Origin of the sequence: Kribbella sp. NPDC049227, from assembly GCF_043197265.1 — a bacterium.
Taxonomy (GTDB): domain Bacteria; phylum Actinomycetota; class Actinomycetes; order Propionibacteriales; family Kribbellaceae; genus Kribbella.
This window is the reverse complement of sequence record NZ_JBICST010000008.1, coordinates 5,874-27,176: the sequence shown is the minus strand read 5'-3', so window position 1 is coordinate 27,176 and position 21,303 is coordinate 5,874. Positions and strand designations below refer to the sequence as shown.

At 65.5% G+C, this 21,303-nt stretch carries 20 protein-coding genes and 1 tRNA gene; 14 read left to right on the top strand and 7 right to left on the bottom strand.

The features are described from left to right. Positions 1 to 39: 39 nt before the first annotated feature. Together ACGFH6_RS33230 and ACGFH6_RS33225 are read left to right on the top strand one after the other, a co-directional pair. Positions 40 to 741 (top strand): ArsR/SmtB family transcription factor, encoded by a 702-nt coding sequence (locus ACGFH6_RS33230; RefSeq protein WP_393391832.1) that lies wholly within the window; start codon positions 40 to 42, stop codon positions 739 to 741. Between the two features lie 62 nt (positions 742 to 803). Next, entirely contained in the window at positions 804 to 1,043 is a 240-nt protein-coding gene (locus tag ACGFH6_RS33225; RefSeq protein WP_393391829.1) for a hypothetical protein, read from the top strand. A 391-nt stretch (positions 1,044 to 1,434) separates the two neighbouring features. On the opposite strand, the gene ACGFH6_RS33220 is transcribed toward ACGFH6_RS33225, so the two are convergent. From ACGFH6_RS33220 to ACGFH6_RS33205, 4 genes are all read right to left on the bottom strand, one after another. Continuing rightward, the gene (locus ACGFH6_RS33220; RefSeq protein ID WP_393391826.1) at positions 1,435 to 2,097 is read right to left on the bottom strand and encodes an anti-sigma factor family protein; all 663 of its coding nucleotides are present in this window, start codon (positions 2,095 to 2,097) and stop codon (positions 1,435 to 1,437) included. Beyond that, positions 2,094 to 2,603, bottom strand: coding sequence for a sigma-70 family RNA polymerase sigma factor (locus ACGFH6_RS33215; protein ID WP_393391823.1), 510 nt, complete (start codon positions 2,601 to 2,603; stop codon positions 2,094 to 2,096). The genes ACGFH6_RS33220 and ACGFH6_RS33215 overlap by 4 nt, the downstream gene beginning before the upstream one ends. Positions 2,604 to 2,652: 49 nt before the next feature. Then, complete coding sequence (locus tag ACGFH6_RS33210) at positions 2,653 to 3,063, bottom strand: DoxX family protein (protein WP_393391821.1); 411 nt, start codon at positions 3,061 to 3,063, stop codon at positions 2,653 to 2,655. 143 nt (positions 3,064 to 3,206) lie between these two features. Continuing rightward, positions 3,207 to 3,632 carry a MarR family winged helix-turn-helix transcriptional regulator gene (locus ACGFH6_RS33205; protein ID WP_393391818.1) on the bottom strand — a complete coding sequence of 142 codons (426 nt, stop codon included), beginning with the start codon at positions 3,630 to 3,632 and terminating at the stop codon, positions 3,207 to 3,209. Positions 3,633 to 3,684: 52 nt separating this feature from the next. On the opposite strand from ACGFH6_RS33205, the gene ACGFH6_RS33200 reads away from it, so the two are divergent. Genes ACGFH6_RS33200 through ACGFH6_RS33190 form a run of 3 tightly spaced genes read left to right on the top strand, consistent with a single transcriptional unit; the run spans position 3,685 to position 4,923 of the window. Then, positions 3,685 to 4,272: a TIGR03086 family metal-binding protein gene (locus ACGFH6_RS33200; RefSeq protein ID WP_393391816.1), complete on the top strand. Its 588-nt coding sequence runs from the start codon at positions 3,685 to 3,687 to the stop codon at positions 4,270 to 4,272. A gap of 54 nt (positions 4,273 to 4,326) precedes the next feature. Then, positions 4,327 to 4,707 (top strand): hypothetical protein, encoded by a 381-nt coding sequence (locus ACGFH6_RS33195; protein ID WP_393391813.1) that lies wholly within the window; start codon positions 4,327 to 4,329, stop codon positions 4,705 to 4,707. A gap of 48 nt (positions 4,708 to 4,755) precedes the next feature. Continuing rightward, positions 4,756 to 4,923 carry a hypothetical protein gene (locus ACGFH6_RS33190; RefSeq protein WP_165554299.1) on the top strand — a complete coding sequence of 56 codons (168 nt, stop codon included), beginning with the start codon at positions 4,756 to 4,758 and terminating at the stop codon, positions 4,921 to 4,923. Positions 4,924 to 4,945: 22 nt separating this feature from the next. Here the strand turns inward: ACGFH6_RS33190 and ACGFH6_RS33185 are convergent, their stop codons facing one another. The 3 genes from ACGFH6_RS33185 to ACGFH6_RS33175 all read right to left on the bottom strand — a co-directional run bounded on the left by ACGFH6_RS33185 (position 4,946) and on the right by ACGFH6_RS33175 (position 7,498). Next, entirely contained in the window at positions 4,946 to 5,593 is a 648-nt protein-coding gene (locus ACGFH6_RS33185) for a G5 domain-containing protein (RefSeq protein ID WP_393391809.1), read from the bottom strand. Positions 5,594 to 5,750: 157 nt separating this feature from the next. Then, positions 5,751 to 6,737 (bottom strand): ArsR/SmtB family transcription factor, encoded by a 987-nt coding sequence (locus tag ACGFH6_RS33180; protein ID WP_393391806.1) that lies wholly within the window; start codon positions 6,735 to 6,737, stop codon positions 5,751 to 5,753. A 95-nt stretch (positions 6,738 to 6,832) separates the two neighbouring features. Then, entirely contained in the window at positions 6,833 to 7,498 is a 666-nt protein-coding gene (locus tag ACGFH6_RS33175; protein WP_393391803.1) for a hypothetical protein, read from the bottom strand. Between the two features lie 164 nt (positions 7,499 to 7,662). Between ACGFH6_RS33175 and ACGFH6_RS33170 the strand changes: the two genes are divergently transcribed. The 9 genes from ACGFH6_RS33170 to ACGFH6_RS33130 all read left to right on the top strand — a co-directional run bounded on the left by ACGFH6_RS33170 (position 7,663) and on the right by ACGFH6_RS33130 (position 21,134). Next, positions 7,663 to 7,738, top strand: a tRNA-Lys gene (locus tag ACGFH6_RS33170). A 123-nt stretch (positions 7,739 to 7,861) separates the two neighbouring features. Continuing rightward, on the top strand, positions 7,862 to 9,652 hold the full coding sequence (locus ACGFH6_RS33165) for a tyrosine-type recombinase/integrase (protein ID WP_393391801.1): 1,791 nt from the start codon (positions 7,862 to 7,864) through the stop codon (positions 9,650 to 9,652). Positions 9,653 to 10,340: 688 nt separating this feature from the next. Then, a complete protein-coding gene (locus ACGFH6_RS33160) occupies positions 10,341 to 10,757 on the top strand; it encodes a hypothetical protein (RefSeq protein ID WP_393391798.1) in 417 nt (138 codons plus the stop codon). Between the two features lie 373 nt (positions 10,758 to 11,130). After that, positions 11,131 to 12,102, top strand: coding sequence for an IS481 family transposase (locus tag ACGFH6_RS33155; protein WP_393391796.1), 972 nt, complete (start codon positions 11,131 to 11,133; stop codon positions 12,100 to 12,102). Positions 12,103 to 12,215: 113 nt separating this feature from the next. Further along, a complete protein-coding gene (locus tag ACGFH6_RS33150; RefSeq protein ID WP_393391794.1) occupies positions 12,216 to 13,502 on the top strand; it encodes a DUF3892 domain-containing protein in 1,287 nt (428 codons plus the stop codon). Between the two features lie 771 nt (positions 13,503 to 14,273). Beyond that, the gene (locus tag ACGFH6_RS33145; protein ID WP_393391791.1) at positions 14,274 to 14,819 is read left to right on the top strand and encodes a hypothetical protein; all 546 of its coding nucleotides are present in this window, start codon (positions 14,274 to 14,276) and stop codon (positions 14,817 to 14,819) included. 611 nt (positions 14,820 to 15,430) lie between these two features. Next, entirely contained in the window at positions 15,431 to 17,842 is a 2,412-nt protein-coding gene (locus ACGFH6_RS33140; RefSeq protein WP_393391788.1) for a hypothetical protein, read from the top strand. Positions 17,843 to 18,193: 351 nt separating this feature from the next. Then, positions 18,194 to 18,988: a helix-turn-helix domain-containing protein gene (locus tag ACGFH6_RS33135; protein ID WP_393391785.1), complete on the top strand. Its 795-nt coding sequence runs from the start codon at positions 18,194 to 18,196 to the stop codon at positions 18,986 to 18,988. Positions 18,989 to 19,634: 646 nt separating this feature from the next. Continuing rightward, positions 19,635 to 21,134 (top strand): ATP-binding protein, encoded by a 1,500-nt coding sequence (locus ACGFH6_RS33130; RefSeq protein WP_393391783.1) that lies wholly within the window; start codon positions 19,635 to 19,637, stop codon positions 21,132 to 21,134. Positions 21,135 to 21,303 lie beyond the last annotated feature (169 nt).

Sequence of the window (21,303 nt, the reverse complement as noted above, 5' to 3'; positions counted from 1 at the left end):
TAGGCCGGGACCGAACTGTCGGAGCGGCATGATGGACTCATGAGCACGCAGACGGAAGGACAGGAACTGGCTTCCTGGGCCCGGATGCTGGCCGACGCCACCCGGGCGACGGTCTGCCTCGCGCTGCTCGACGGACGTGCGTGGACGGCGACAGAACTGGCCCGGCTCGCGAAGGTCTCGCGGCCGACGATCAGCGAACATCTGAACCTGCTCGTCGACGGCGGACTGCTGAGCGAGGTCCGGCAGGGACGGCACCGGTACGTGAAGCTCGCCGGCCCGGACACGGCCGAGTTGATCGAGGGCCTCGCGGCGCTCGCGCCACGTCGTACCGAGGTCGCGAACAGCTTGTCCGCGGTCAGCAAACGGGACGCGTTCGCGCGGGCGCGGACCTGTTACGACCACCTGGCCGGCAAGCTCGGCGTCGCGCTGGCGGATGCGATGACCGAGCGCGGCCTGCTCGACTGGTCCGACGGGATCACGCTGACGCCGGAGGGCTCTGCCTGGCTGGACGATCTCGGCATCGTGCTCGAAGGGCGCCACGGCCGGCCCGCCGTACGGTCGTGCCTCGACGTCACCGAACGCCGGCCGCACCTCGCCGGCGCGGTCGGTGCGGCCCTGTGCAGCCACGCACTGCGTGAGGGCTGGGTCACCCACATCCCCGGCGGTCGGGCCCTGAAGGTGACCGGATCAGTGCGTGAGTTCGGTCTCGGCGTCGGCGTGATCCGCGAACTACAGCCCTAGAACAGCGTGAGAAACACGCGGCGGGGGAGGCGCCTGGCGCCGAAACCACCTAGCCTTCGGCCATGACTGAGTTCGAGCCCGACACCGACCTGGTGTCCCGCCTCCCGCTACCCAGCCATGTGGTCGTCCACGCGGACGACCAGTGGCGTCACGGCTGGTTGATCGGCCGTGAGCACGAGGAGACGGGATGGACCGGTCTGGTGCAGTACAAGGGCGACGACGGGACAGAGCGGACGGAACGCCTGCCGGCGGACCGGATCGCACTGCCGGAGTCGGACGGCCCAGGCGAACGAGCGTCATAGCGCACCGCGCAGTCCGTGGAAGCGCTGGATTTCCGAGGAGGGGATAACAGCGCGAAGGCCCCCGGGGAGGTTCACCGGGGGCCTTCGTGCGTAACGCTGCCGGGGCGCCTGGCGGCGAAGAAAACCCCGCCCCAGGCCCTTCGGGCGGTTGACCTGGGACGGGATCCTCAGTGGCGTTACACACGGTGTATCGCTGGTGACGTGCTGAGTGTTACAGGAATCCGGCGAAATTCTTCCAGACAGCTCACGGTCGGCGCTGCGGCGCCGGAACCGCCGCGACCCCGGTGCACGTCCCTGAACACCGGGGTCTCGATTCGGCGGCCTCTCGAGCGACCGTCGCTCGTGACGTTCAGGTGCCCCGTCAGGGGAGGCTCATTCGTGCCGACAGTGATCAGAAGTGCACAGCGAGCAGAACCCGCCCGGTCTCGGAGCTGCGGATGTCCAGGGCCCGGATCTCTTCGCGCCGCAACTTCGTCGTCGCGGCCGGCTTGACCGTCGTTCCCGGAGACGCGGTCCAGCTCGCGATCAGCTGGGCCTTTCCCGACGAGTCGGTGACGTACAACTCGTAGCCCCGCGCCCGTTCGCTGGGCGTGGCCAGTTCGTCGTACCGGCAGCTGATCTCGATCGTCGTACCCCAGCGTTCCGGCACCAGCCGGGCGTCGGCGGACAGCTTGCTGGCCACGGTCTGCGCGAGTACGACGTAGTCCCCCTGCGGCTCCTCGTGGGTGAGCGGGATCGCGATCACCGCGCCGATCACCGCGGCGACGACGGCGACTCCGGTCACCACCGCGCCCAGCCGAATGCGCTGCTTGCGGCGATCGCGCTGGACAGTGCGCACCAGGTCGGGCAGCAGATTCGGCGGCGCCTCGGTGATCGTCGCGAGCGCGCGGTCGTCCGGCAGCGCGGCCATCGCGCTCGGTACGGCGGCGAGCGACGCGACCTCGGCCGAGCACTCGTCACACGTGCGCAGATGTTCCTCGTACTCGCGCCGGTCCTTCGCCGACAACGACCCCAGCAGGTACGCCGCATCCCATTCGCGGTACGGATCACTCACTGGCTCGTCACCCCCCTCTCCTGCAACGCGAGCTTCAACGCCCGCAGTCCGTAGTGCAGCCGCGACTTCACGGTGCCCGACGGAATGTTCAGCTCCGCGGCGATGTCGGTGACGGTACGACGGCCGTAGTACGCGCGAACGATCACCTGCCGATGTTCCTCGGACAACTGTGCCAGCGACTCGGCCACCAGCCAGGCATCCAGTACGGCGTTCGCGTGGTCAGCGCTCGGGTTCTCCGGCAGGTCGCCGCTGGCCACCTCGCGGCTGACCCGGGCACTGCGCCGGTCGTCGATGACGAGATTGCGCGCCACCGTGAACAGCCAGGCCCGGGCCCCGGCTTCGTCCTCGGTCAGGATCTGCGGCCGGCGCCACGCCCGCAGCAGGGTCTCCTGGACGACGTCCTCGGCCAGCCGGTCGTCGCCGGTCAGCCGGACCACGAACCGCCACAGCGCGGGAGCATGCACGTCGTGCAGCTCACGCAACAGCGCCGCGCGGTCATCGGCCATCGGCGCTCCTGCTCTGTCGTGCGGAGTGCTCATGATCCGGCTGCTCCGGTCACTCCGTCGCTGCTGCCAGCTTCTCGCGTACAGGTGTCGGTCGCTCCACCGACCACGTTCCATTGCCGAGGAATGCGATCAGCAGGAAGGCGAAACAGAACAGTGCCGCCTTCTCGCCACCATTCTGCACAGGCAGCAAAGCATCAACCTGGTGAACAGTGAAGTAGGCGTAGGCCATCGATCCGGAACACAGCAGCGCGGCGTACCGGGTGGCGAGCCCGATCATCACCAGCGCACCGGCGGCGAACTGGATCGCGGACGCCCACCAGGACGGCCAGGCGAACGCCGGCACCTGCCTGGTTCCCAGGACGCCGAACAACGCGGCCGCACCGTGGGTGGCGAACAGGAAGCCGACGACGATCCGGAAGACGGCGACCACTTCTGACTGATAACGCTCGAGCACCTTCATCAGGCCTCACTCTCGAGGGTGTTGGGGCGGGGGTGGTGCTCTCTTCTTCACGATCGACGGCCGCGTTCGGTTCAACGGATCGTGACGAGAACGTCACACTCCGAATCGGTTGCGATCTCACCCCAAGCTTGGTAGCGGAGGCCCTATTTGGAGGTGTGGAGTGCACGGAGGGCGCGGAGGAAGCCCTGGCGGTCGGCGGCCGGGAGCTTGGCCAGCAGCCGCTCCTCGCGAACCCGGATGCCCTTGCGGACAGAGCGTCGTACCCGGCGGCCCTTGGCGGTGATCGACAACAACCGGACCCGGCGGTCGTCAGGGTCCGGCGTGCGCTCGATCAGGCCGGCGTCCTGCAGTTCGTCGAGGGTGCCGATGATGCGGGACTTGTCGGCACCGATCGCCTCCGCGAGCGCGGACTGCGTGCGCACCGGGGTCTCGTCCAGGGCGACGAGCACGGAGTAGCCCCACATCGAGACGTCGTGCTCGGCGAGCACCGGCATCTCCTCCGCGATGAGCGTCCGCACCAACGGATACAGCATCGCGGCGAGATCGGGGCGCTCGTCCGCAGCGGTCACGCTGCCGAAGATAGCACTGGCGCAATCATATGCTCGCGCATATGATGTGCGCATGCCTACTGTTGATTACGTATCCCTCGACGCCGCGGCGGTCCGGGCCAGCATCGACCTCGCCACGCGGATCACCGATGCCGACCTGTCCAAGCCGACGCCCTGCCGGGCCTGGACTCTGTACGGCCTGCTCGCCCACATGGCGACGCAGCACTACGGCTTCGCCGCCGCCTCCCGGGGCGAGAGCGGCGAACAACTGTGGAAGGTTCGCGACCTGGGCGACGAGCCGGCCAAGGCCTACATCGCGTCGGCCGAGCACGTGCTGGCCGCCTTCGCCGAGGACGGCGTGACGGAGCGGACGTTCCCGCTGACCGAGTTCGGGGCGGACTTCCCCGGCCACCAGGCGATCAGCTTCCACTTCATCGACTACGTCGTGCACTCCTGGGACGTCGCCGCAACCCTCGGCACCACCGTCACCTTCACCCCCGAGGTCCTGTCGGCCGCGCAGACCGTCGCCGACGTCGTACCCACCGGCGAAGTCCGCCTGGTCCCCGGCACGCCGTTCTCCCCCGCGCTGCCGTGGAACGGCGACAACCCGCTGGACCAGATCCTCGCCCACCTCGGCCGGAACCCCTCCTGGCCCCACTGATCTCACCGGTTCCAGCCTACTGCGCTGGAGGTCCCGCCGTGTCACGATCGGGCCATGGACCTGCTGTTGAACCGCGGAGAGACCCTCCCGATCAAGGGCCGGAACGTCACCGTCACCCCGGCCGACGTCGAGTGGCTACCCCGGATGCGCTCCTACCTCATCGGGGTAGCCACCACCGGCGGCACGGCAACCTACGGCTCCATGAAGACCGACCTCGGCATCCCGCACGCCATCAACGGGCTGGGGCGCCTCCTCGACCTGCTCTCCGAGGACTGCCTCCGCCGCGACGAGCCCTCACTGGCCAGCCTGGTGGTCAGCAGCACCACCGGCGAGGTCGGTCTCAGCTACTCCGGCAACGCACCATCGGAGCGGACCCTCGTCTACAAGCACTGGCGTGGACCCCGATTCGCCTGGGAGCCTATTGATAGTCGATAGGATTCGGGCGATACTCGATGAGTTCCTGTCGGGTGTCGGGAGGTCTTGATGAAGTACGTCGTTGCCGTCGTGGCAGTTGCTCTCGGCGCTGCCGGTGTCATCTACGGAGCATCGGACGACTCGCCGGGACTGCAGTTGATCGGAGTCCTGCTGATCATGGGCGCGATCGCGGCGAGCATTCTCAGCGCCCGCCGCGACCACAACCAGACGACCTAGTGCCCTGCACTGGACGTCTTCGCTAGTCCTCGCAGCCGACACCGTCGCCGTCGCTGTCGAGGCGGTAGATGTCACTCCCGATCACGCGGACCGGGCCGGCGACGTACTCCGGGCCGTTGCCGCTGCCACCTGAACAGTCGACGTCACTGGCGATCGGGACGCAGCCGCTGTAGTTCGGGTCGCAGCCGGACGGCTCCGGCTCCGGCTCCTCGACCTTGGTACCGACCACGGTGACCTGCGAGCGCGGCTCCTTCGACACCTGGTCCCGCAGCAGGTCCTTGTCCGTCTGGACGCCGTTCACGTAGGTGAGCTGGTAGGTCAGCTTGCGGGTCCCGTTCACACCCGTTGTCCGGATGGTCTTCTCGCCCTTCGGCATCGACGAATCCGTGACCGTCTTCTTCTTGAAGGGGATGGTGCGGAACTCGACGACGGTCTTCTTGGTGGTCGTCGGTGTCTTCGTGGTCGGCGTCACCTTGGGCGTTGGTGTTGGTGTTGGTGTCGGTGTCGGTGTCGGCGTGGCCGTGCTCTCCGGTGTTGGTGTCTCCTGGGTGCTCACGACCACACTCGGTTCGGCGACCTCCGTCGTACTCGGAGCCGGTCCGCAACCAGTGGCGAGTACGCCGATAGCCAGCACGCTGCCGGCTGCCAGCGCAGCACGATACAAATGCACGATTCCCCCCAACCCGCCGGCGGTTCCCCCCGCGGCGGGAGTGTCAGCGCCCGGACCTCCCGGGCGAAGACTGATCCATACCACTGCGATGGATCGTGCCGCGAGGGGCAGCGGCCGAACCGACTCGGTTTTGTGACGTGACCGTCCGGTAGAGGGTTCAGGCCTGCGTGCCGGTGAGGATGTGGGTGCCGATCGGGCTGATCGTGTGGCGGACCGCGTTGCCGGCCCGGCGGGTGGTGACGAGGCCGGTGCGATGCAGGACTCGTGCGTGTTCGCTGGCCGATGCCAGTGAGATGCCGGCCCGTGCGGCCAGTTCGCTGGTGGAGCACGCGCCTACCGAGATGCTTCGCAGTACGGCGGCCCGCGTACGACCGAGGAGGTCGGCCAGGGCACGTTCCGGATCAGCGGGTTGCGCGGTCGGCTCGGACCAGGCCGGGTCGTGCGTCACCGGGTAGACGAGGACCGGCGGCAGGTCCGGGTCCGCGGGCATGATCGGATGCCGCCAGCAGAAGAACGACGGGACCAGGCGCAGGCCGCGGCCGCGCAGGTACAGATCCCGGTTGATGTGGCGCATGTCGACGTGCAGCACCGGCGGACCCCACTGCATCGCGGGGTGCAGCGTCTTCGCCAGCTTCTCGAAGCCGCCGGTCGTCACGGTGTCGCTGCGCAGCTTCACGTCGCGCGCGATTGTCGGCGACATCGACGGCAACTGCGGCGCGATCTTGGTGCGGTGGAAGTGCTTCAGGCCTTCGCACACCTTCTTGAGTACGCCGGGATCCCCGGCCGCCAGACGTTGCGTCCAGCCCGGCAAGCGGACCTCGCCCGACAACCGCCGCAGTTCCTGCTCCAACTGGTGTTGCGGCGTTGCCGCCACAGCGGCCAGCCCGGCGTCGAGACCGTTCACCGACGCGGCCGGAGTGAGAAAGTCCGGCGAGTACCCGACCGGTGGTGCGAGGACGAGCAGCTCACGCTCGAGCTCGGTGAGCTTCGCCCTGGCCCGCTGCCGCCACGCCCCGAAGACCGACGGTTCGTCCTCGGTCTGCAGCATGTGCATGCCGAGCAGCACTTCCCACAATGGATCGGGCGTGCGGCCGATCGTCGTACGCGCCAGATCGGCGCAGCCGAAGTGGATCCGGAAACCCATCGTCTTCCTCCCCCGAGGAAGCGAGCACGCCAGTCGACACCCCCAGCGCGACCGCTCTGACTACTGTGCAACACACAGCGTAACCGGCGCGGGGGTCAGCCGTCGGGCGTCGGCGCGCCGACGCCTGTCATCGCCGCGAAGAGTACGCCGGCGAGCAGCCCGACGACTCCCAGCACGATCAACGGCCCGGCGGTGATCGGCGGCTCCGGCACCTCCTGCCGGAACAGGGCGAACAGACGTTCCTCCGCGGGCCGTACCTCGCGCAGCAGTTCCGCGGACGGGTGCTCCTTGGCGCTGAAGTCGTCGAGTGTCTGCAATGCCGCCTGAGCCGCGACCACCGCGGCGCGGACCACAGCCACGATCACGACTCCGGACGCCACGGTCAACACACCGATCACCGCCGCGGTCGTCTGCGCCATACCGCCCTCGGTATCGGACCACGCGGCCCGCAAGGCCACGAACGACCACCAGCCGAAGAACCCCAGCACCCCGGAGGCCAGCCCGGTCCCCCAGACCACCCCGGTCAGCGGATTCTGCATCTTCACCGCCGTCGCGAACGCCCGTACGTCAGTGGCCAGGTCCCCCGCGTCCCGGACCAGCCCTTCGTACGCCGCCAACGCGTCTGCCCGTGCCTTCAGCTTCACCGAGATCACGATCCGGTCCGCCAGCCCGAGCGTGCTCGCCTCGCCGACGATCCCCTTCCAGGCATTCACCACTTCCGAATGCAACCCGGCGATCGCCGCCCGCTCCACAACCCCCATCGAGTCCCCCTGACCCCAGCGCACGCCCCCACGCACGCCCTTCCCCTAGGCCGAGAGTACGCCCACCACCCCCACCCGAACAGTCACCAGCCGTAACCACCTCAGCCCCCACCGAGCAACCACCTGGACAAACCTGACACACTGTTCCCCTCACCCTCGTGAGAGGGCCTCTAGCTCAACTGGCAGAGCAGCGGACTTTTAATCCGCGGGTTGTGGGTTCGAGTCCCACGGGGCCTACCATCAGAAAGTGGCCTCTGACCTGCAAAAACAAGTCAGAGGCCATTCCTCTGAGGAGGTCAGCTAGCCTCTCGGACTCGCGTCGTGACACGGTCCGTGACGCAAGTTGGGTCTAGACTTGCCCGCATGGCCAAGGCGAATGATCGCAAGAAGCGCGATCGCGGCGGCATCGATGCGCTGCCGAGCGGCGCCATCAGAGTGCGCGTGTATGCCGGCATCGACCCGGTCTCGAAGCGGCGTCACGACCTGACCGAGGTCATCCCGGCCGGCCCGGACGCCGAGAAGCTGGCCGAGGAAACCCGCGTCCGGCTGCTCAACCAGGTGTACGAGCGCCGTAACCCGCGCACCAAGGCCACGGTCAACCAGCTGCTGGACAAGTACCTGTCCGAAGCCGATCTCGAGTTCAACACCCTCGATGTCTACAAGGGCTACGCCGACAAGCACATCCGCCCACTCCTCGGCGACCTGAAGGTCGGCTCCCTCGACGCGGGCATCATGGACTCGTTGTACGCCGAGCTCCGCCGGTGCCGCGACCACTGCAGGAACACCAAGGGCCAGATCGACCACAGAACCACTCGCAAGCACGAGTGCGACGTGCGCTGCCGCCCGCACACGTGCAAGCCCCTTGCGGCCTCGACGATTCGCCAGATCCACTTCATCCTGTACGGCGCTCTGCGTCGCGCAGTCCGCTGGAAGTGGGTCACAGCCAACCCGATCGCAGACGCCGAACCCCCAGCGGCCCCGAAGGGCAACCCGCGGCCGCCAAGTCCCGAGCAAGCCGCCCGCATCATCAACGAGGCCTTCAAAGACCCCGACTGGGGAGCTCTCATCTGGCTGATGATGATCACCGGCCAACGCCGCGGCGAACTCTGCGCGATCCGCTGGCACCACGTCGACTTGGACAATGCAGTACTTCACCTGGAGAAGGCGATCGGCCAACGCAGCGGGAAGAAGTGGGAGAAAGGCACCAAAGCCCACCAGGACCGCCGCATCACCCTCGACCCCGAGACCGTCGAACTGCTGCGTGAACACAAGGCGCGCGCTCTCGCCCGAACCGCGGCACTCCAGCTCGAGCTCGCTGACGATGCTTTCGTCTTCTCGCTAGCTCCGGACGGGTCTACGCACCTGATCCCCGACTCCGTCACGCAGCGATATAGCAAGCTGGTCAGCCGCTTGGGAATTAAGACCACCCTCCACAAGCTCCGCCACTACTCCGCGACCGAACTGATCGCCGCCGGCGTCGACATCCGAACCGTCGCCGGCCGCCTCGGCCACGGTGGCGGCGGAACCACCACCCTTCGCGCCTACACAGCGTGGGTCTCCGAATCCGACCAACGCGCAGCCGGCAGCCTTGCCTCCCGCATGCCCACCCGCCCCGGGATCGCCGCCGCACCAGCCATCGGTATCACCGAGCTTGTCCCGACAAGCCCCTACGAGAAGATCGCCGTCGACCTCCGAGCCCAGATCCTCCAGGGCACCCTCCGGCATGGCCTTCCCATCCCCTCCATCAAGGATCTCGCCGCAGCCCACGGCACCTCAGTCTCAACAGCTCAACGAGCGGTCAAACTCCTCGACAAGTGGGGGCTCGTGGAGCTCAACTCCGGACGACGCACCCTCGTCAAGCACGTCGCTCCAGACGCCCCGACCAGCGTTGAGCCAACCATCGGTCACCCCGACAAAGCTCGCTTGTCCGACGGACAGCCTCGGCCCCTCGACCTCGAGGTCCGTCTCCTCGGCGACCCGATCGCCAAGTTCCGCGCCGAGGCCGATCCCGAAGACACGTCCGATCTCCGCCAGCTCCTCGTCGGCGCCATCCGCCGCAGCGGCGGCAACCTAACCGAGATCGGCGACTACGAACTCGTCGTCAGCCTGGCTGGCTCTGCAGACGCGACGACAACCTTCGTGGCGACTAGGTAGCCGACTCGAGTCAACCGACGGAACCGCTGAAGGAGAGTCACGCGCCAGTCCACCAAACTACGGTGAGTCGCCAGCCGCTCGCCGACGCGCTTGCCACGTTGGAACTGACGACCTTCTCATTACGAGGAGGAACGACACAGCCGCATCTGGCCTCTACCAGCAACTTTGCCATCGTTCGCTTCGCACCACGACAACACAGCCCGCAGGAGTTAACACCACTTCGCACCACGATCCGCACCACGCGCGGCGTTCAGCCCGACGGGTAGCAGGCGAACTTGCCGCGCTCGTGGGGCGGCAAGATCCAACTGGTGCGGACCCGCAATACGGGCACCCTCGGTTGTCGTGCAAATTCGCCGTTGAGAATCGGGCGGTGCCGACTTGTTAGCCAGGCTCCCTGCACAACGCGTTTCTCAACACGGAGATCTGCTGCGTCGCGCGCTGGCGGCGGTCCCGGACAGAGGTGTCGAGAAACGATCGATTCTCAACATGTCGATGGAGAGGCGATCAGTCCCGCGCCGACAGGTCTGATGCCAGGTGCTTGTTTGTGGTCGCTGACGCTCCAGCACTTGCCCAGGCAGCCCAATCTTCGCTGCACCTACATCCTGGTCCGGAACGATGCCCTGGTTGCACTCTGGAGGTCGGGCTGGGTCGTCAGGGTTTGGAGGCCGCGATGCAGTGGGGACCTGTCATGGACGTTCGGATCGCCTTTGGCACAGAGGAAGAGGCCGCGGCCATTGGGAACATCGTCAGGGAGCTGGATCCGTCTGCGAACGTTTGGGGTCCCGGAGGCGTCGGTATCGATCCGATTGCCTGGATCGCAATCACTATGCCGCTGTCCATCTTCGCGAAGAAGTTTCTTGATCTGGCAGCTGCCGACAGCTACCACGCGCTGAAGGCATGGGTCTCCCGCATCTTCGCGGCCAGCCGACGGCCTGGAAACAGCATCGCTCTCCGAGACGTGGAGTCGAAGCGCACCATTTGGCTGGCCTCAGACCTGCCGGATGAGGCGTATCGCCAGTTGCTGAGGCTTCAGCCCGAAGAGTGCGGGCCCGGAAGGCACATCACCTACGACCCAGATCGCGGGTCATGGACGGCTTCCCGCTGAGGTTGCAACGAACGATCGATTCTCAACACCCGTCTGATCTGCGGCAAAGCCGACTGGCGTAGCGGCCTAATATTTTGCGGCGCTCGAGAGATACCCATGACGCCCGTCCGATGCGAAGCTGGAAGGTATCCGCCGTGCCGCGGGCACCGCCTCCGACGACACCTGAACAGAACGAGGCGATGGACTATGGCGAACTCGCTTGGTATCACAGACGAGGCCAAGGCCCTCTTCGCGGAGAAGCTCGGGGACAACTTCCTCAACCGGCTAGATGTAATGACCACGAGGGTTGTTGACGGCGTGGCTGCTTGAGATGTGAGAAGACCTCCGGCTGGGTGTGAGTTGCTGACGCCCACACCGCACAACCGGAGGTCTTGTGTTCCACCGTAATGCCCGGCTGACTTTGTATGGCCGCAGGTTGCTGATCGAGCGTGTTGTGGTCCAGGGCCGTCCTGTGGCTCATGTGGTGAAGGAGCTGGGGTGTTCGCGGGCCACCGGTTACAAGTGGCTGGCCCGGTGGCGAACCGAGGGTGATGCAGGTCTGCGGGACCGGCCCAGTACGGCGTACCGGTTGCCCCACAAGACACCGCACGAGGTGGAGCAGCGGATCTGCCGGCTCCGGACCGAACGCAAACTCGGACCCCGCCGGCTGGCGCCGCTGCTCGGCGTCCCGGCCTCGACCGTGCACGCGGTCTTGACCAGGCACGGCCTGCACCGGCTCGCCTGGCTGGACCGGCCCAGCGGCGAACGCATTCGCCGCTACGAACGCGACACTCCCGGCGAACTCCTGCATGTGGACGTGAAGAAGCTCGGCCGGCTCCGCGACGGCGGCGGCTGGCGGGTGCTGGGCCACGACAGCCCCGAACACCGCCGGGCCCGCAACGCCCCACGAGTCGGGTTCGACTACGTGCACTGCGCCGTCGACGACCACACCCGCCTGGCCTACGCCGAAATCCACCCCGACGAGAAGACCACCACCTGCGCCGGCTTCCTGCATCGCGCCGCAGAGTACTTCGCCGACCTCGGCATCACCCGGATCGAACGCGTGATGACCGACAATGCCCTGGTCTACCGCCGCGGCCGCGCCTGGCAGCAAGCCCTGGCCGACCTCGGCGCCCAGGCCCGCTTCACCCGCCGCTACCGACCCCAAACCAACGGCAAAGCAGAACGCTTCAACCGCACCCTGCTCGACGAATGGGCCTACGCCCAGCCCTACACCAGCAACCAGCACCGCGCCGAGGCCCTACCCACCTGGCTCCACACCTACAACCACCACCGCAACCACACCTCACTCGCCGGCAAACCACCCATCACCCGCGTCAACAACCCTGCTGGTCATTACAGCTAGACGCTAGCGTCACGTTCGACCTGGGACTTTCACGGCACCTCGACGAGAGAATCGCTGAGTTTCAGACCGGTGGTTCAGCGGTGCGGCTCCGCCGCACCAACTCTGGTGCACTGATGGACCTCGGCGGACCCAATCCTTCGGCAAGCACGCTGGCGTGTGTGCTTCCAGCGAGGGGCAACGCCGCCGTGGTTAGGGCGGCATCGCGGGCTATCGGGGGTGGTGTAGGGCCGAAAACATGCGCGCTCATGTTCGTCAGCCAACGCTTTGTACTCCCACCGGACCGGGGAGATCCAGCTCATCTCAGTATTGGATACGCCGACGCCGTAGTTGTCTTCCACATGACCGACAGTGGCGGCGAGTACGTCCGGCTCGATCGCAACGGTGCACATGTCGCTCGCAGAAGGGTCGCGATCCCCAGCCGCCGGCCCGGGTGGATGGTTCGATCGGACGAGAGGCTCGCCGCTCGGGACACTCTTCCGCCGGCTGCCCCCGGATTCGTCACGGGATTCGACTCACCTACCAAGTTCCGGCAGGTTCCGGTCCGTCCCGTTGGCACCGCCAAGCTGAACGAGTACGGCGTCTTCAACGGCATCAGAGGTGTGATGGTGCATACGGTCCAGGTCGACCAGTCTGCTCACCTCGTCTTCAGGTATGCGCGCTCGTTGGCGGGCGATGGGGCCGTGGTCTCGCAGGCCCTGGCCCCGCAGCGCGACGATCGGGAGGCGGAGGTCTGGATCTCGAGACCACTCCCGGCGGGTCCACCCGAACCCAGCCGCGCGCCGCAGGGGATGTATTACGGCGACCCGTTGTGGGGTTGTGGTGGTCGGTCGAACCCGGACAACTGTTTGGAGTGTTGCGACACCAAGGAATCAACTGCAGTAACCATGGGCATGGGCATCGGCAGTGCGACTGGCGCGGCCGCCATCGGTGCCGGCGCCTACGCGGGCGCGCTCACTGGTGTTTGGGCTGGGCCGGTCGGGGCCGGCGTAGGCGCTCTGGTGGGGTGCCTCATCGGCGTCTTCGTCGCTCTCCTCGCCTCCAACGAGTGCAACGCGTCTTGTCACGACCTGTTCCCCCGCAGCCCGAGCACCGGATCGTCCAAGTATCAGTTGACCGCAGTCGTGCGCGGCAACAAAGGTCAAGTGCTCGGCTACTTAGGCGAGGATGAACAGGGCCTTGAGTGGGCACTCACTCGAGAGGACGGGGTGGCCGCGGTTTCCGGTGGCCTCGATGTTGTCGTCCGTGACGAGCAAGGGAACGAGGGTTCAGTCGTGGTCGCGGAGCGCGATGGGTCGGAGTACTTGAAGACGTACCCGAACAGCAGACTGGCCGACAACATCCTCGAACAGCTCGTCGTGTACGGGGAGTTGCCAGGTAAGACGGGGCTGGAGCTGGGCTGACAAACCACACTTCGACCAACTCGAAGACAGCACTTGTCGTGGGCGGCGGTGTCGCCCACTACGAGCTCAACCAGCCCAGGTCGCTGACCATGCCGCGGCTAGAACGAATGTGGCGGCCGCCAGACGCGGCCGCGGCGGTCCGGGTCGTCGTCGGGGTCCAGTCGCCGCGGAGCCTTGATTGCCGCGGCGGTCGGGGGCGCAGGACCTCGCGGATGGCCTCGATCTTTGTTCGGCCGTTCTCTCTGGGTTGTCGAGTATGCGGTTGACCGCGGCAACTTTGTCGCCGGCGTCCGTCATTCGCGATCGTCTGCGGGTACCGGGTCGTGCCGGGGGAGGGGCTTAGAGGAGCAGCGACGTGAGTTCCGGATTGCGGGCGGCACCCAACGTCACAAATCGAGCCATCCCCAAAGGATGATCGCCCCACGACCATCGCGCCAACAGCCAGAGGAAGTTGGTCGCGCCCTCACACAACGGCAACCTGTCGATCAACGGCGAGCAGTTCACGCAGAACTACAACGCCGGCGGCGACGTCGCGCAGCTTCTCGCGTTGTGAAACGGTGCAGCGACAGTTCTAGGCTTCCCGCCGCCGCGTTCGCTGGTCTGGGGTGGAGGGTCCAGCCACCATTGCGGGTGGCGGGTCGGAATCGACCCTGACTCCGGCGTTGACGCCGCCGCGCTGGAACCAAATGCTCTCTTGCATGAGGTCTCGTTCGAGATCGTGTTCGTCTGCGTCGGGGCCGGCCGTCAACATCGCCACGAGGGCACAGCACCATGGCAAGCATCGTCGGATCCTGGAACATCCGCGCCACCTGGAGCTTCGGCCCTGGCGCAGGCAAGGAATTCAATATCGGGGAGGTGGCCTTCAACGCAGACGGCACCTGGACCGAGGACGACGACAACAGCGGCCGCTGGTTGCAGGTCGGCGACCAGGTCGTCTGGAACGTCACCGTCCCCTCTGGGGTGTTGGTCTACTCGGCCAACATCCAGCCCGGTCAGGTCCTGCCGCATGAGGCCTCAATGACAGGAATCATGGGCTGGCTGCGCCAAGGCAGCAACCATGGCGGTTTCCGCGCGAAGCGCTTGTTCGACGAACTCGTGGTCGCCAGTGTCGGTGTCCCAGAAAACAACAGCGACCCGCTGCTTGGCCCGGTGGCTGACCGCAGCGACGACCGCCAGCTTTCGTGCCCTGCCCATGTGCTCACCCTGCGTCCGCGAGTTTGTCGACGTCGGCGCGCTCGCGGAACTCGGCGCCGATGTAAAGCACCTTCGGCTTCTCCAGTTCGCGTCACGAACCGTGTCACGCGCGCCGGCGAGTAGCTAGTCGACGCCTGAGCAGCATAGTCGGCTACGTTGCAAGCCTGGCCAGGAGAGTTCACTCATTGAGCGAACTCTCCTGGCCTGTTTAGGCGGCTGAACATCGCTAGCTCGTGAGAGGATTTGCCCTCCGCTGTGCTACTGGTGGTAGAGGAGGGATGACTGTGGCTCAGCTGCCTCATCCGATCCGCCCCTGGCGCCGACGGCCGTGGACCCTCTTCGCGATCGTGGGTGTTGTCGGCGTAGCGGGGTGGTGGTGGGTACCACTCGTACTCGGCGCGGTCTCCGAGTTCAATGGGCTGAGGCTTGATGAAAAGGACAGCGTTTCGAGTATCGTCAGCATGCTGTTGGGGATCGTCTCGCTACTGACGTCGATCGTGCTTGGCGTGCTGCAGCATCGGCCAGCCGCGGCGCGTACGCCCGACAGCAGCTCCGTCGCGGCAACCCGCCTGCGTAGTCATCTTGGGCGGAGACCCGGTCTACGACTCATGGGCGACCGGGATACTCGACCCCTCGCGCTGCGGGTCCACCCGGCCATTGATCTCCGGCCGACCGAATCTGTCTCCCGAAAGCGTTGGCGGTGGCCCGATTCCCGCCGATCCCTTGACAATGACGTGCCGACGTTCGTTCACCGAGACATATCACCAGAGTTGGTCGACTGGATGAGGGGCGCACGGCGAACCGGTGGGTTCCTGGTCCTGGTCGGCAACTCGAGCGTGGGCAAGACGCGCCTTCTCTTTGAGACGGCCAGAGAGGTTCTCCCGGATTTTGCTCTACTTGCGCCCGATCTCGGCGACGGGGAACTCGTGAAGACCGTAGCATCGGCCCCGCTGCGAGAATCGAAGGGCCTGGTTGTCTGGCTCGACGAACTGCAAAGGTTCTTGCCTGGTCCCTACTTCGTGGAGAGCGCTGGGGAGGGCCACGTCCCGATAACTTCAACCGCAATAAGGCAGCTACTAGAGGCCAAGACGCCGGTCATCATTGTGGGCACGCTGTGGCCCGAGTTCGACGTCAAGCTGCGTGGGATCAGTGGGACCGCATCGGGGGAGGTGAGCAGTCCGCGCTACCAGCAAGCTGTTGACATTCTTGAGCAGGTTAGCCGGACATTCTTCGTCGACACGTTCTCCGAGTCGGAGAGGGCTGCCGCGATTGAACTGGCTGCTCGTGATCCACGCTTGGCACAGGCGGTGGTCAACCGCGACTTCAACGTCACAGAGACACTCGCCGGCGCGCGTGAGATTATGCGCCGCTACCAGCAGGCTCCTGAGACTCACAAAGCCATCGTCCACGCCGCGTCTGATGCACGCCGGCTAGGCGTCCTCTCTCCCATCCCGCGAGACCTGCTCTTTGACATGGCACGCGGGTACTGGACTGGAATACAGGCGAGACCGGACTGGTTCGACGATGCGCTTGCAGAGTTGTGCAATCGGAGCCGTCGCCAAGACAGGGCGACGGCTCCTGTCATCGAAATTCCGAACGCGGATCGAACAGAAGTGCGGGGATTCACCCTCGCCGACTATCTACTTCAACACTTGTCGAGAGCGCGTCGATACCAGCTGGTGCCTGAACTTGCCTGGCGAGCACTCATGAAGCACACCGACGATTTCAACGACCTCCGCAGGCTGGCGTCGAGTGCAGCAAATCGCCTGTATTACTCCGAGGCCGAATCGATCTACCGGGCCCTGGTCGCGAGAGCAGACCGTGTGGCGCTCGCCCGGCTCGGCAACCTGCTGACCAGACGGCGCCGCGCGTCGGAGGCAATTGACCTTCTCAGCGAACATCTGGCAAGTGGAGACCGGCACATTGTTCCGCAACTGGCTTCCCTCCTAGCAAGAATGGGCCGCATCGACGAACTGCGAGAGCTCGCAGAGACGGGCGATTCACGTGCATCACAGCTACTTGTTGACGTATTGGTCAAGAATCGCGATCCAACGGCCCTTGCTGCGATCGCGGCCAGCGGGCGTGCCTACGCGAGCCGGAAAGCTCTCAAGCGGGCCTCTATCGAGCAGGTCAGATCGTTGGCGGCAATGGGCTACGAGCCAGCGGTCCGCCGCCTCGTCGATCAACTGACCCGAGACGGCCAGACTGACGAGTTGCGATCGCTAGCGAATAGCGGGGCGAGGGTCGCGCAGCGTGAATTGGCGTCGATTTTATGTCGTGAAGGTCGGCTCGCTGAGTTGCGTATACGAGCTGGGCAAGGCGATCGATATGCGTCCCTGGCGTCTACCGTTCTTCTCGCCAGACGCGGCGATATCGCTGGGTTGCGCGAGATGGCTGATGCTGGGGAGTACGGAGGTGTGCTGGGCCTCGCCAATTTCTACAGTGACCGCGGCCAACTCGGCGACTCGATCACAGTCTTGCGGAAATACCTGGCCGCCGGCGACAACGCGGCGATCGTCGCTCGCCTGGCAAAGGCTCTAGTCGCCAACGGGCAACCCGCCGCTGCGATCGAGCTCCTTGAGCAACATCCGACGGCTGCGAAGGCGCACCTCGCCATCCTCCTTGTCGACGCCAACCGCACCAGGGAGGCAGTCGAGGTCATGCGAAAGCGACCCGGGGTGGGCGGACAGCAGGCCGCACACCGATTGGCGACCGCCCTGTGGAGGTCTGGAAGACGCGGGCCGGCCATGTCGTTGTTGCGAGATCTCGCACAGCGCGGCGATGGCGGCGCGGCGGACCGCTTGGCGAAGTTTCTAGCTGAGGACGGGCAGACCGATGAGCTGCGCGCGCGGGCTGCTTCGGGAGACAGGCATGCGGTTCGAATGTGTGCGAGGATCGCTGCCGATGACGGCCGCATTGCCGACGCGATTGCGCTGTTGCGAGGTGCCATCGACGCCGGTGACGATGGCGCATGCATCTTGCTCGCTCGACTACTGGCGACACGAGGTGACGTCGATGCGCTAATGAAGGAGGTGGACGCTGGCATGCCCGGAGCCAGCGGTTATCTCCTCGATGCGCTGAATCGCCGCGGAGATTCTGAGCGCGCCAGCCGCCTAAGGACAGAGGGCCTAACACCGCCCGCCTAACCGCCACGTCAGCCGCTCGGCGGAGCTGGGCTCGTCGCAGAACCGACTGGATCGGCGGCGAAAGATCGCCTGTCGCATCGAACCGACGACCTTCTTCATTACGAGGAGGAACGACACGTCCGCATCTGGCCTCTACCAGCAACTTTGTCATCGTTCGCTTCGCACCACGGCAACAGATCCGCATGAGTTGACACCCCTTCGCACCACGACCCGCACCACGAGAGTGGCCGGCGGCGTCGGCACCATGCACCAACACTGCCGACGGTCTTAGCAGTCTCGTCAAACGCCCGCTCGCTGCCGCGACGCGTCTCGGCTTCCATCTCACCGGTTCGATGCGGCACACTCTGGCGCGTGACTGGGGTGGAGATTTGGGATGACATCAACGAGACGCTGGCCGCAATCAAATGGCCCGTTGTCGTCGTTCTGGGCGGATGGTTCCTGCGGCGGGAGTTGGCAGGCCTCGTTCGCAGACTCTTGAAGATCGAGGCCGCGGGTGCAACGGTCGAGTTCGATGCAAAGCAGGAGACGCTCGTGCTCGGCGCCGAGGTCAGCGAGAGCGGCGAGCGAGTCGTTAATTCGGCCATAGGGGTGCAGCGAGTCACGAGCTATGCAGATGGACTCGTGAGCGGATCGACTCCCGCGGAGCACGAGCCCCACCCAGCCCAACAAGCCAACGGGGAGGCCAAACCAGATTCAACTGACACTAGGCTTCGCGGCGCCGACGACCGTCAGAGCCTTCAGACGCTCCGCGAGGATCTAGTGACGCTCATCGAAGCCTCGTTCCAGTCCGGCTTCGTCGCCGGCGTCGGGGCCGAACCTGGCGGAGGCATCCCGCGCCCGACGGTGCGTTGGAGTGGTTCAGAACCTCGCATCACAGGCTGGGAGTACGAGAGCGGAAATGCAGCGCTTCGCGAGCTCGTCGGTGCACGTCTTAGGAAACTCCGAGAGGCTGCCGGGATCAGCCGGTCCGATGCCGGCTGGTCGATCCGGTCGTCGGAATCGAAGGTGGCTCGCATTGAGCGCGGCCTGACCGGCGTCCGCGGCAGGGACGTAGAGGACCTACTCACGCTGTACGGAATGACCGAACAGACAGAGCGGGCTGAGCTAGTAAGGCTCGCGGAGGCCGCACGCGGTGCTGCCGCCTAAACAGGAGCGACCAGCCACCTTCTATGCTGCTGATGACGCCGCGATGTGCCAGCAGAGGCGCAGACGACGATCTTCTAGGCGCTCAGCCAGACGGCACCGGAGGCCACACTTCCCGTTGGAACGCGACGGTCGGTGGATCCGCTCGGATGCTCTCGCTGTGGGGCCGCCGGGGTGCATATGGACGGTGTCGTAGACACGCCGTAGACAACGTCATAGGTCGGATGCAAGACGCGGCCGCGCTGGTATCCCGTGGCATCTCCTCACGCTGACAGGCGGTCAGAAGGGCACACGTCTGGCGACACTGTGCGCTGCGAGCACCTAGCGGCAGCCGTGGGATCCTGTGCACATGAGCAGCTTTGTCGCGGATATCCGGCGGGCGCGCCGTCTGGGCGAGCTGCCAGAGCGCTTCCGTCCGGCAGATGTTCGACGTGCCTGCCCCGGATGGGCCGACCATACCTACGGCGTCTTCCTGCCAAAGCACAGGCGAGGCAATCCGGGAGGTTACTCGGAATACTTCGAGCGACACGCCGATGGCACATACAGCCTGATCAACTAACACTACGCACCGCCTCGATTGAGCCGCCGGTGGCAGAGCGATGACGGGCCACCTAGCTGTAGCAGAACGGCCATCCGGCATGATCAGCGCATGACGCCACCTCCTGGGGCCTTGGATCCGGCCGCCTTGGCAGCCCTTGCTGATCGCCTCATCGCGCTTGAGAGCGAGACGTCATGGTTGGAGTTCAAAGAGAACAAGGCCGAACCAAATGACATCGGCGAGTACATCTCGGCACTCGCCAACTCCGCTGCCCTAGACGGCCGGCCGCACGGATACATGATGTGGGGCGTCGCCGATGCTGATCACGCGCTGGTCGGCACGACGTTTCAGCCAGACTCGAAGAAGATCGGCAACGAGGACCTGTTCCCTTGGCTCGTTCGAGGACTTGAGCCCCAGATCGACTTTCGCTTCTACACCTTCGAACATCGAGGAACGCCAGTCGTGATCCTCCAGATCCCGGCGGCGACCCAGCGTCCCGTGCAGTTCCTAGGCACCGAGTACGTCCGAGTCGGAAGCTACAAGAAGAAGTTGAAGGACTTTCAAGATCACGCCCGCCGACTCTGGCGCCTTTTTGACCCCGAGGCCTTCGAAAACGCACCGGCCGTCGACCACCTGTCAGTTGAAGAGGTGATCCAACTGGTCGACTACCCCTCGTACTTCAGCCTGATGAGCGCGCCGCTGCCCGAGAACCGCGCACTCATCTTGGAGACGCTGGAGCGGGAGGGCATCATCTCACACGACATCGCACGTGACTGGTCTATCTCAAACTGGGGAGCCCTGCTCTTTGCAGCTGACCTCAGCAAGTTCCCATCCCTTTCGCGCAAGGCAACGCGGGTCATCCAGTACGAGGGAGTCTCCCGCATCAACACGATCAGGGAGCAGGTCGGCGTACACGGGTATGCCTCGGGGTTTCAAGGTCTGGTGCGATATGTCACCGACCTCCTCCCCACGAACGAGGTGATCAGCCAGTCCCTCCGCAGCTCGCACTCTCTCTACCCGCAGCTAGCGCTGCGAGAACTGATCGCCAACGCCCTGGTGCACCAGGATCTGGCGATCTCCGGTTCGGGGCCGATGATCGAGCTGTTTGATGACCGAATCGAGATTACGAACCCCGGAGTGCCACTCGTTCAGCCCGAGCGTTTCATCGACGGCCCGCCGCAGTCCCGGAACGAGCGCCTTGCCAGGTCGATGCGCCAGATGGGAATCTGCGAGGAGCGTGGGAGCGGGTGGGACAAGGTCACGTTCGAGGTCGAGTTCAATCAGCTCCCACCGCCGCTGATCGAGGTCCACGAACTGCATACGCGAGTGGTGTTGTTTGCGCCACGCCCGCTCTCTGCCATGGAGCGAGAGGAACGGCTTCGAGCGATGTATCAACATGCGTGCTTGCGGTACGTCAGCCGGCAGCCGATGAACAACACGACTGTGCGCGAACGTTTCGGGATCGCTCCTCGGAACAGCGCTCAGGCCTCACGACTCCTCAAAGAGGCTGTCGAAGCTGGCCTGATCATGGTTTACGACCCGACCGCGGGCGCTCGGAACATCCGCTATGTTCCGTTCTGGGCAGACCCCGAGCGCTCGGACTTCACCTGATCGGACGCTGCGGCTTGCCGCGCCTCCGCTCAGAGGCGCCAGCCAGACTGAGACTTTCTTGATCGGAACGTGTAAACGGTCCCTCCAGCACGCTCCACAACCGGGCTCCCCGTAGCCCGAACAGGCCTCTGACCTGCGGTTTTACCCGTCCAGCTCCCGCTCAAAGTTT

Bases quoted from the DNA above. Each gene is read 5' to 3' on its own strand.
- ACGFH6_RS33230 (WP_393391832.1), top strand. From the start codon at position 40: ATGAGCACGCAGACGGAAGGACAGGAACTGGCTTCCTGGGCCCGGATG.
- ACGFH6_RS33225 (WP_393391829.1), top strand. From the start codon at position 804: ATGACTGAGTTCGAGCCCGACACCGACCTGGTGTCCCGCCTCCCGCTA.
- ACGFH6_RS33215 (WP_393391823.1), bottom strand. From the start codon at position 2,603: ATGGCCGATGACCGCGCGGCGCTGTTGCGTGAGCTGCACGACGTGCAT.
- ACGFH6_RS33210 (WP_393391821.1), bottom strand. From the start codon at position 3,063: ATGAAGGTGCTCGAGCGTTATCAGTCAGAAGTGGTCGCCGTCTTCCGG.
- ACGFH6_RS33200 (WP_393391816.1), top strand. From the start codon at position 3,685: ATGCCTACTGTTGATTACGTATCCCTCGACGCCGCGGCGGTCCGGGCC.
- ACGFH6_RS33195 (WP_393391813.1), top strand. From the start codon at position 4,327: ATGGACCTGCTGTTGAACCGCGGAGAGACCCTCCCGATCAAGGGCCGG.
- ACGFH6_RS33190 (WP_165554299.1), top strand. From the start codon at position 4,756: ATGAAGTACGTCGTTGCCGTCGTGGCAGTTGCTCTCGGCGCTGCCGGT.
- ACGFH6_RS33180 (WP_393391806.1), bottom strand. From the start codon at position 6,737: ATGGGTTTCCGGATCCACTTCGGCTGCGCCGATCTGGCGCGTACGACG.
- ACGFH6_RS33175 (WP_393391803.1), bottom strand. From the start codon at position 7,498: ATGGGGGTTGTGGAGCGGGCGGCGATCGCCGGGTTGCATTCGGAAGTG.
- ACGFH6_RS33165 (WP_393391801.1), top strand. From the start codon at position 7,862: ATGGCCAAGGCGAATGATCGCAAGAAGCGCGATCGCGGCGGCATCGAT.
- ACGFH6_RS33160 (WP_393391798.1), top strand. From the start codon at position 10,341: ATGGACGTTCGGATCGCCTTTGGCACAGAGGAAGAGGCCGCGGCCATT.
- ACGFH6_RS33150 (WP_393391794.1), top strand. From the start codon at position 12,216: ATGGACCTCGGCGGACCCAATCCTTCGGCAAGCACGCTGGCGTGTGTG.
- ACGFH6_RS33145 (WP_393391791.1), top strand. From the start codon at position 14,274: ATGGCAAGCATCGTCGGATCCTGGAACATCCGCGCCACCTGGAGCTTC.
- ACGFH6_RS33130 (WP_393391783.1), top strand. From the start codon at position 19,635: ATGACGCCACCTCCTGGGGCCTTGGATCCGGCCGCCTTGGCAGCCCTT.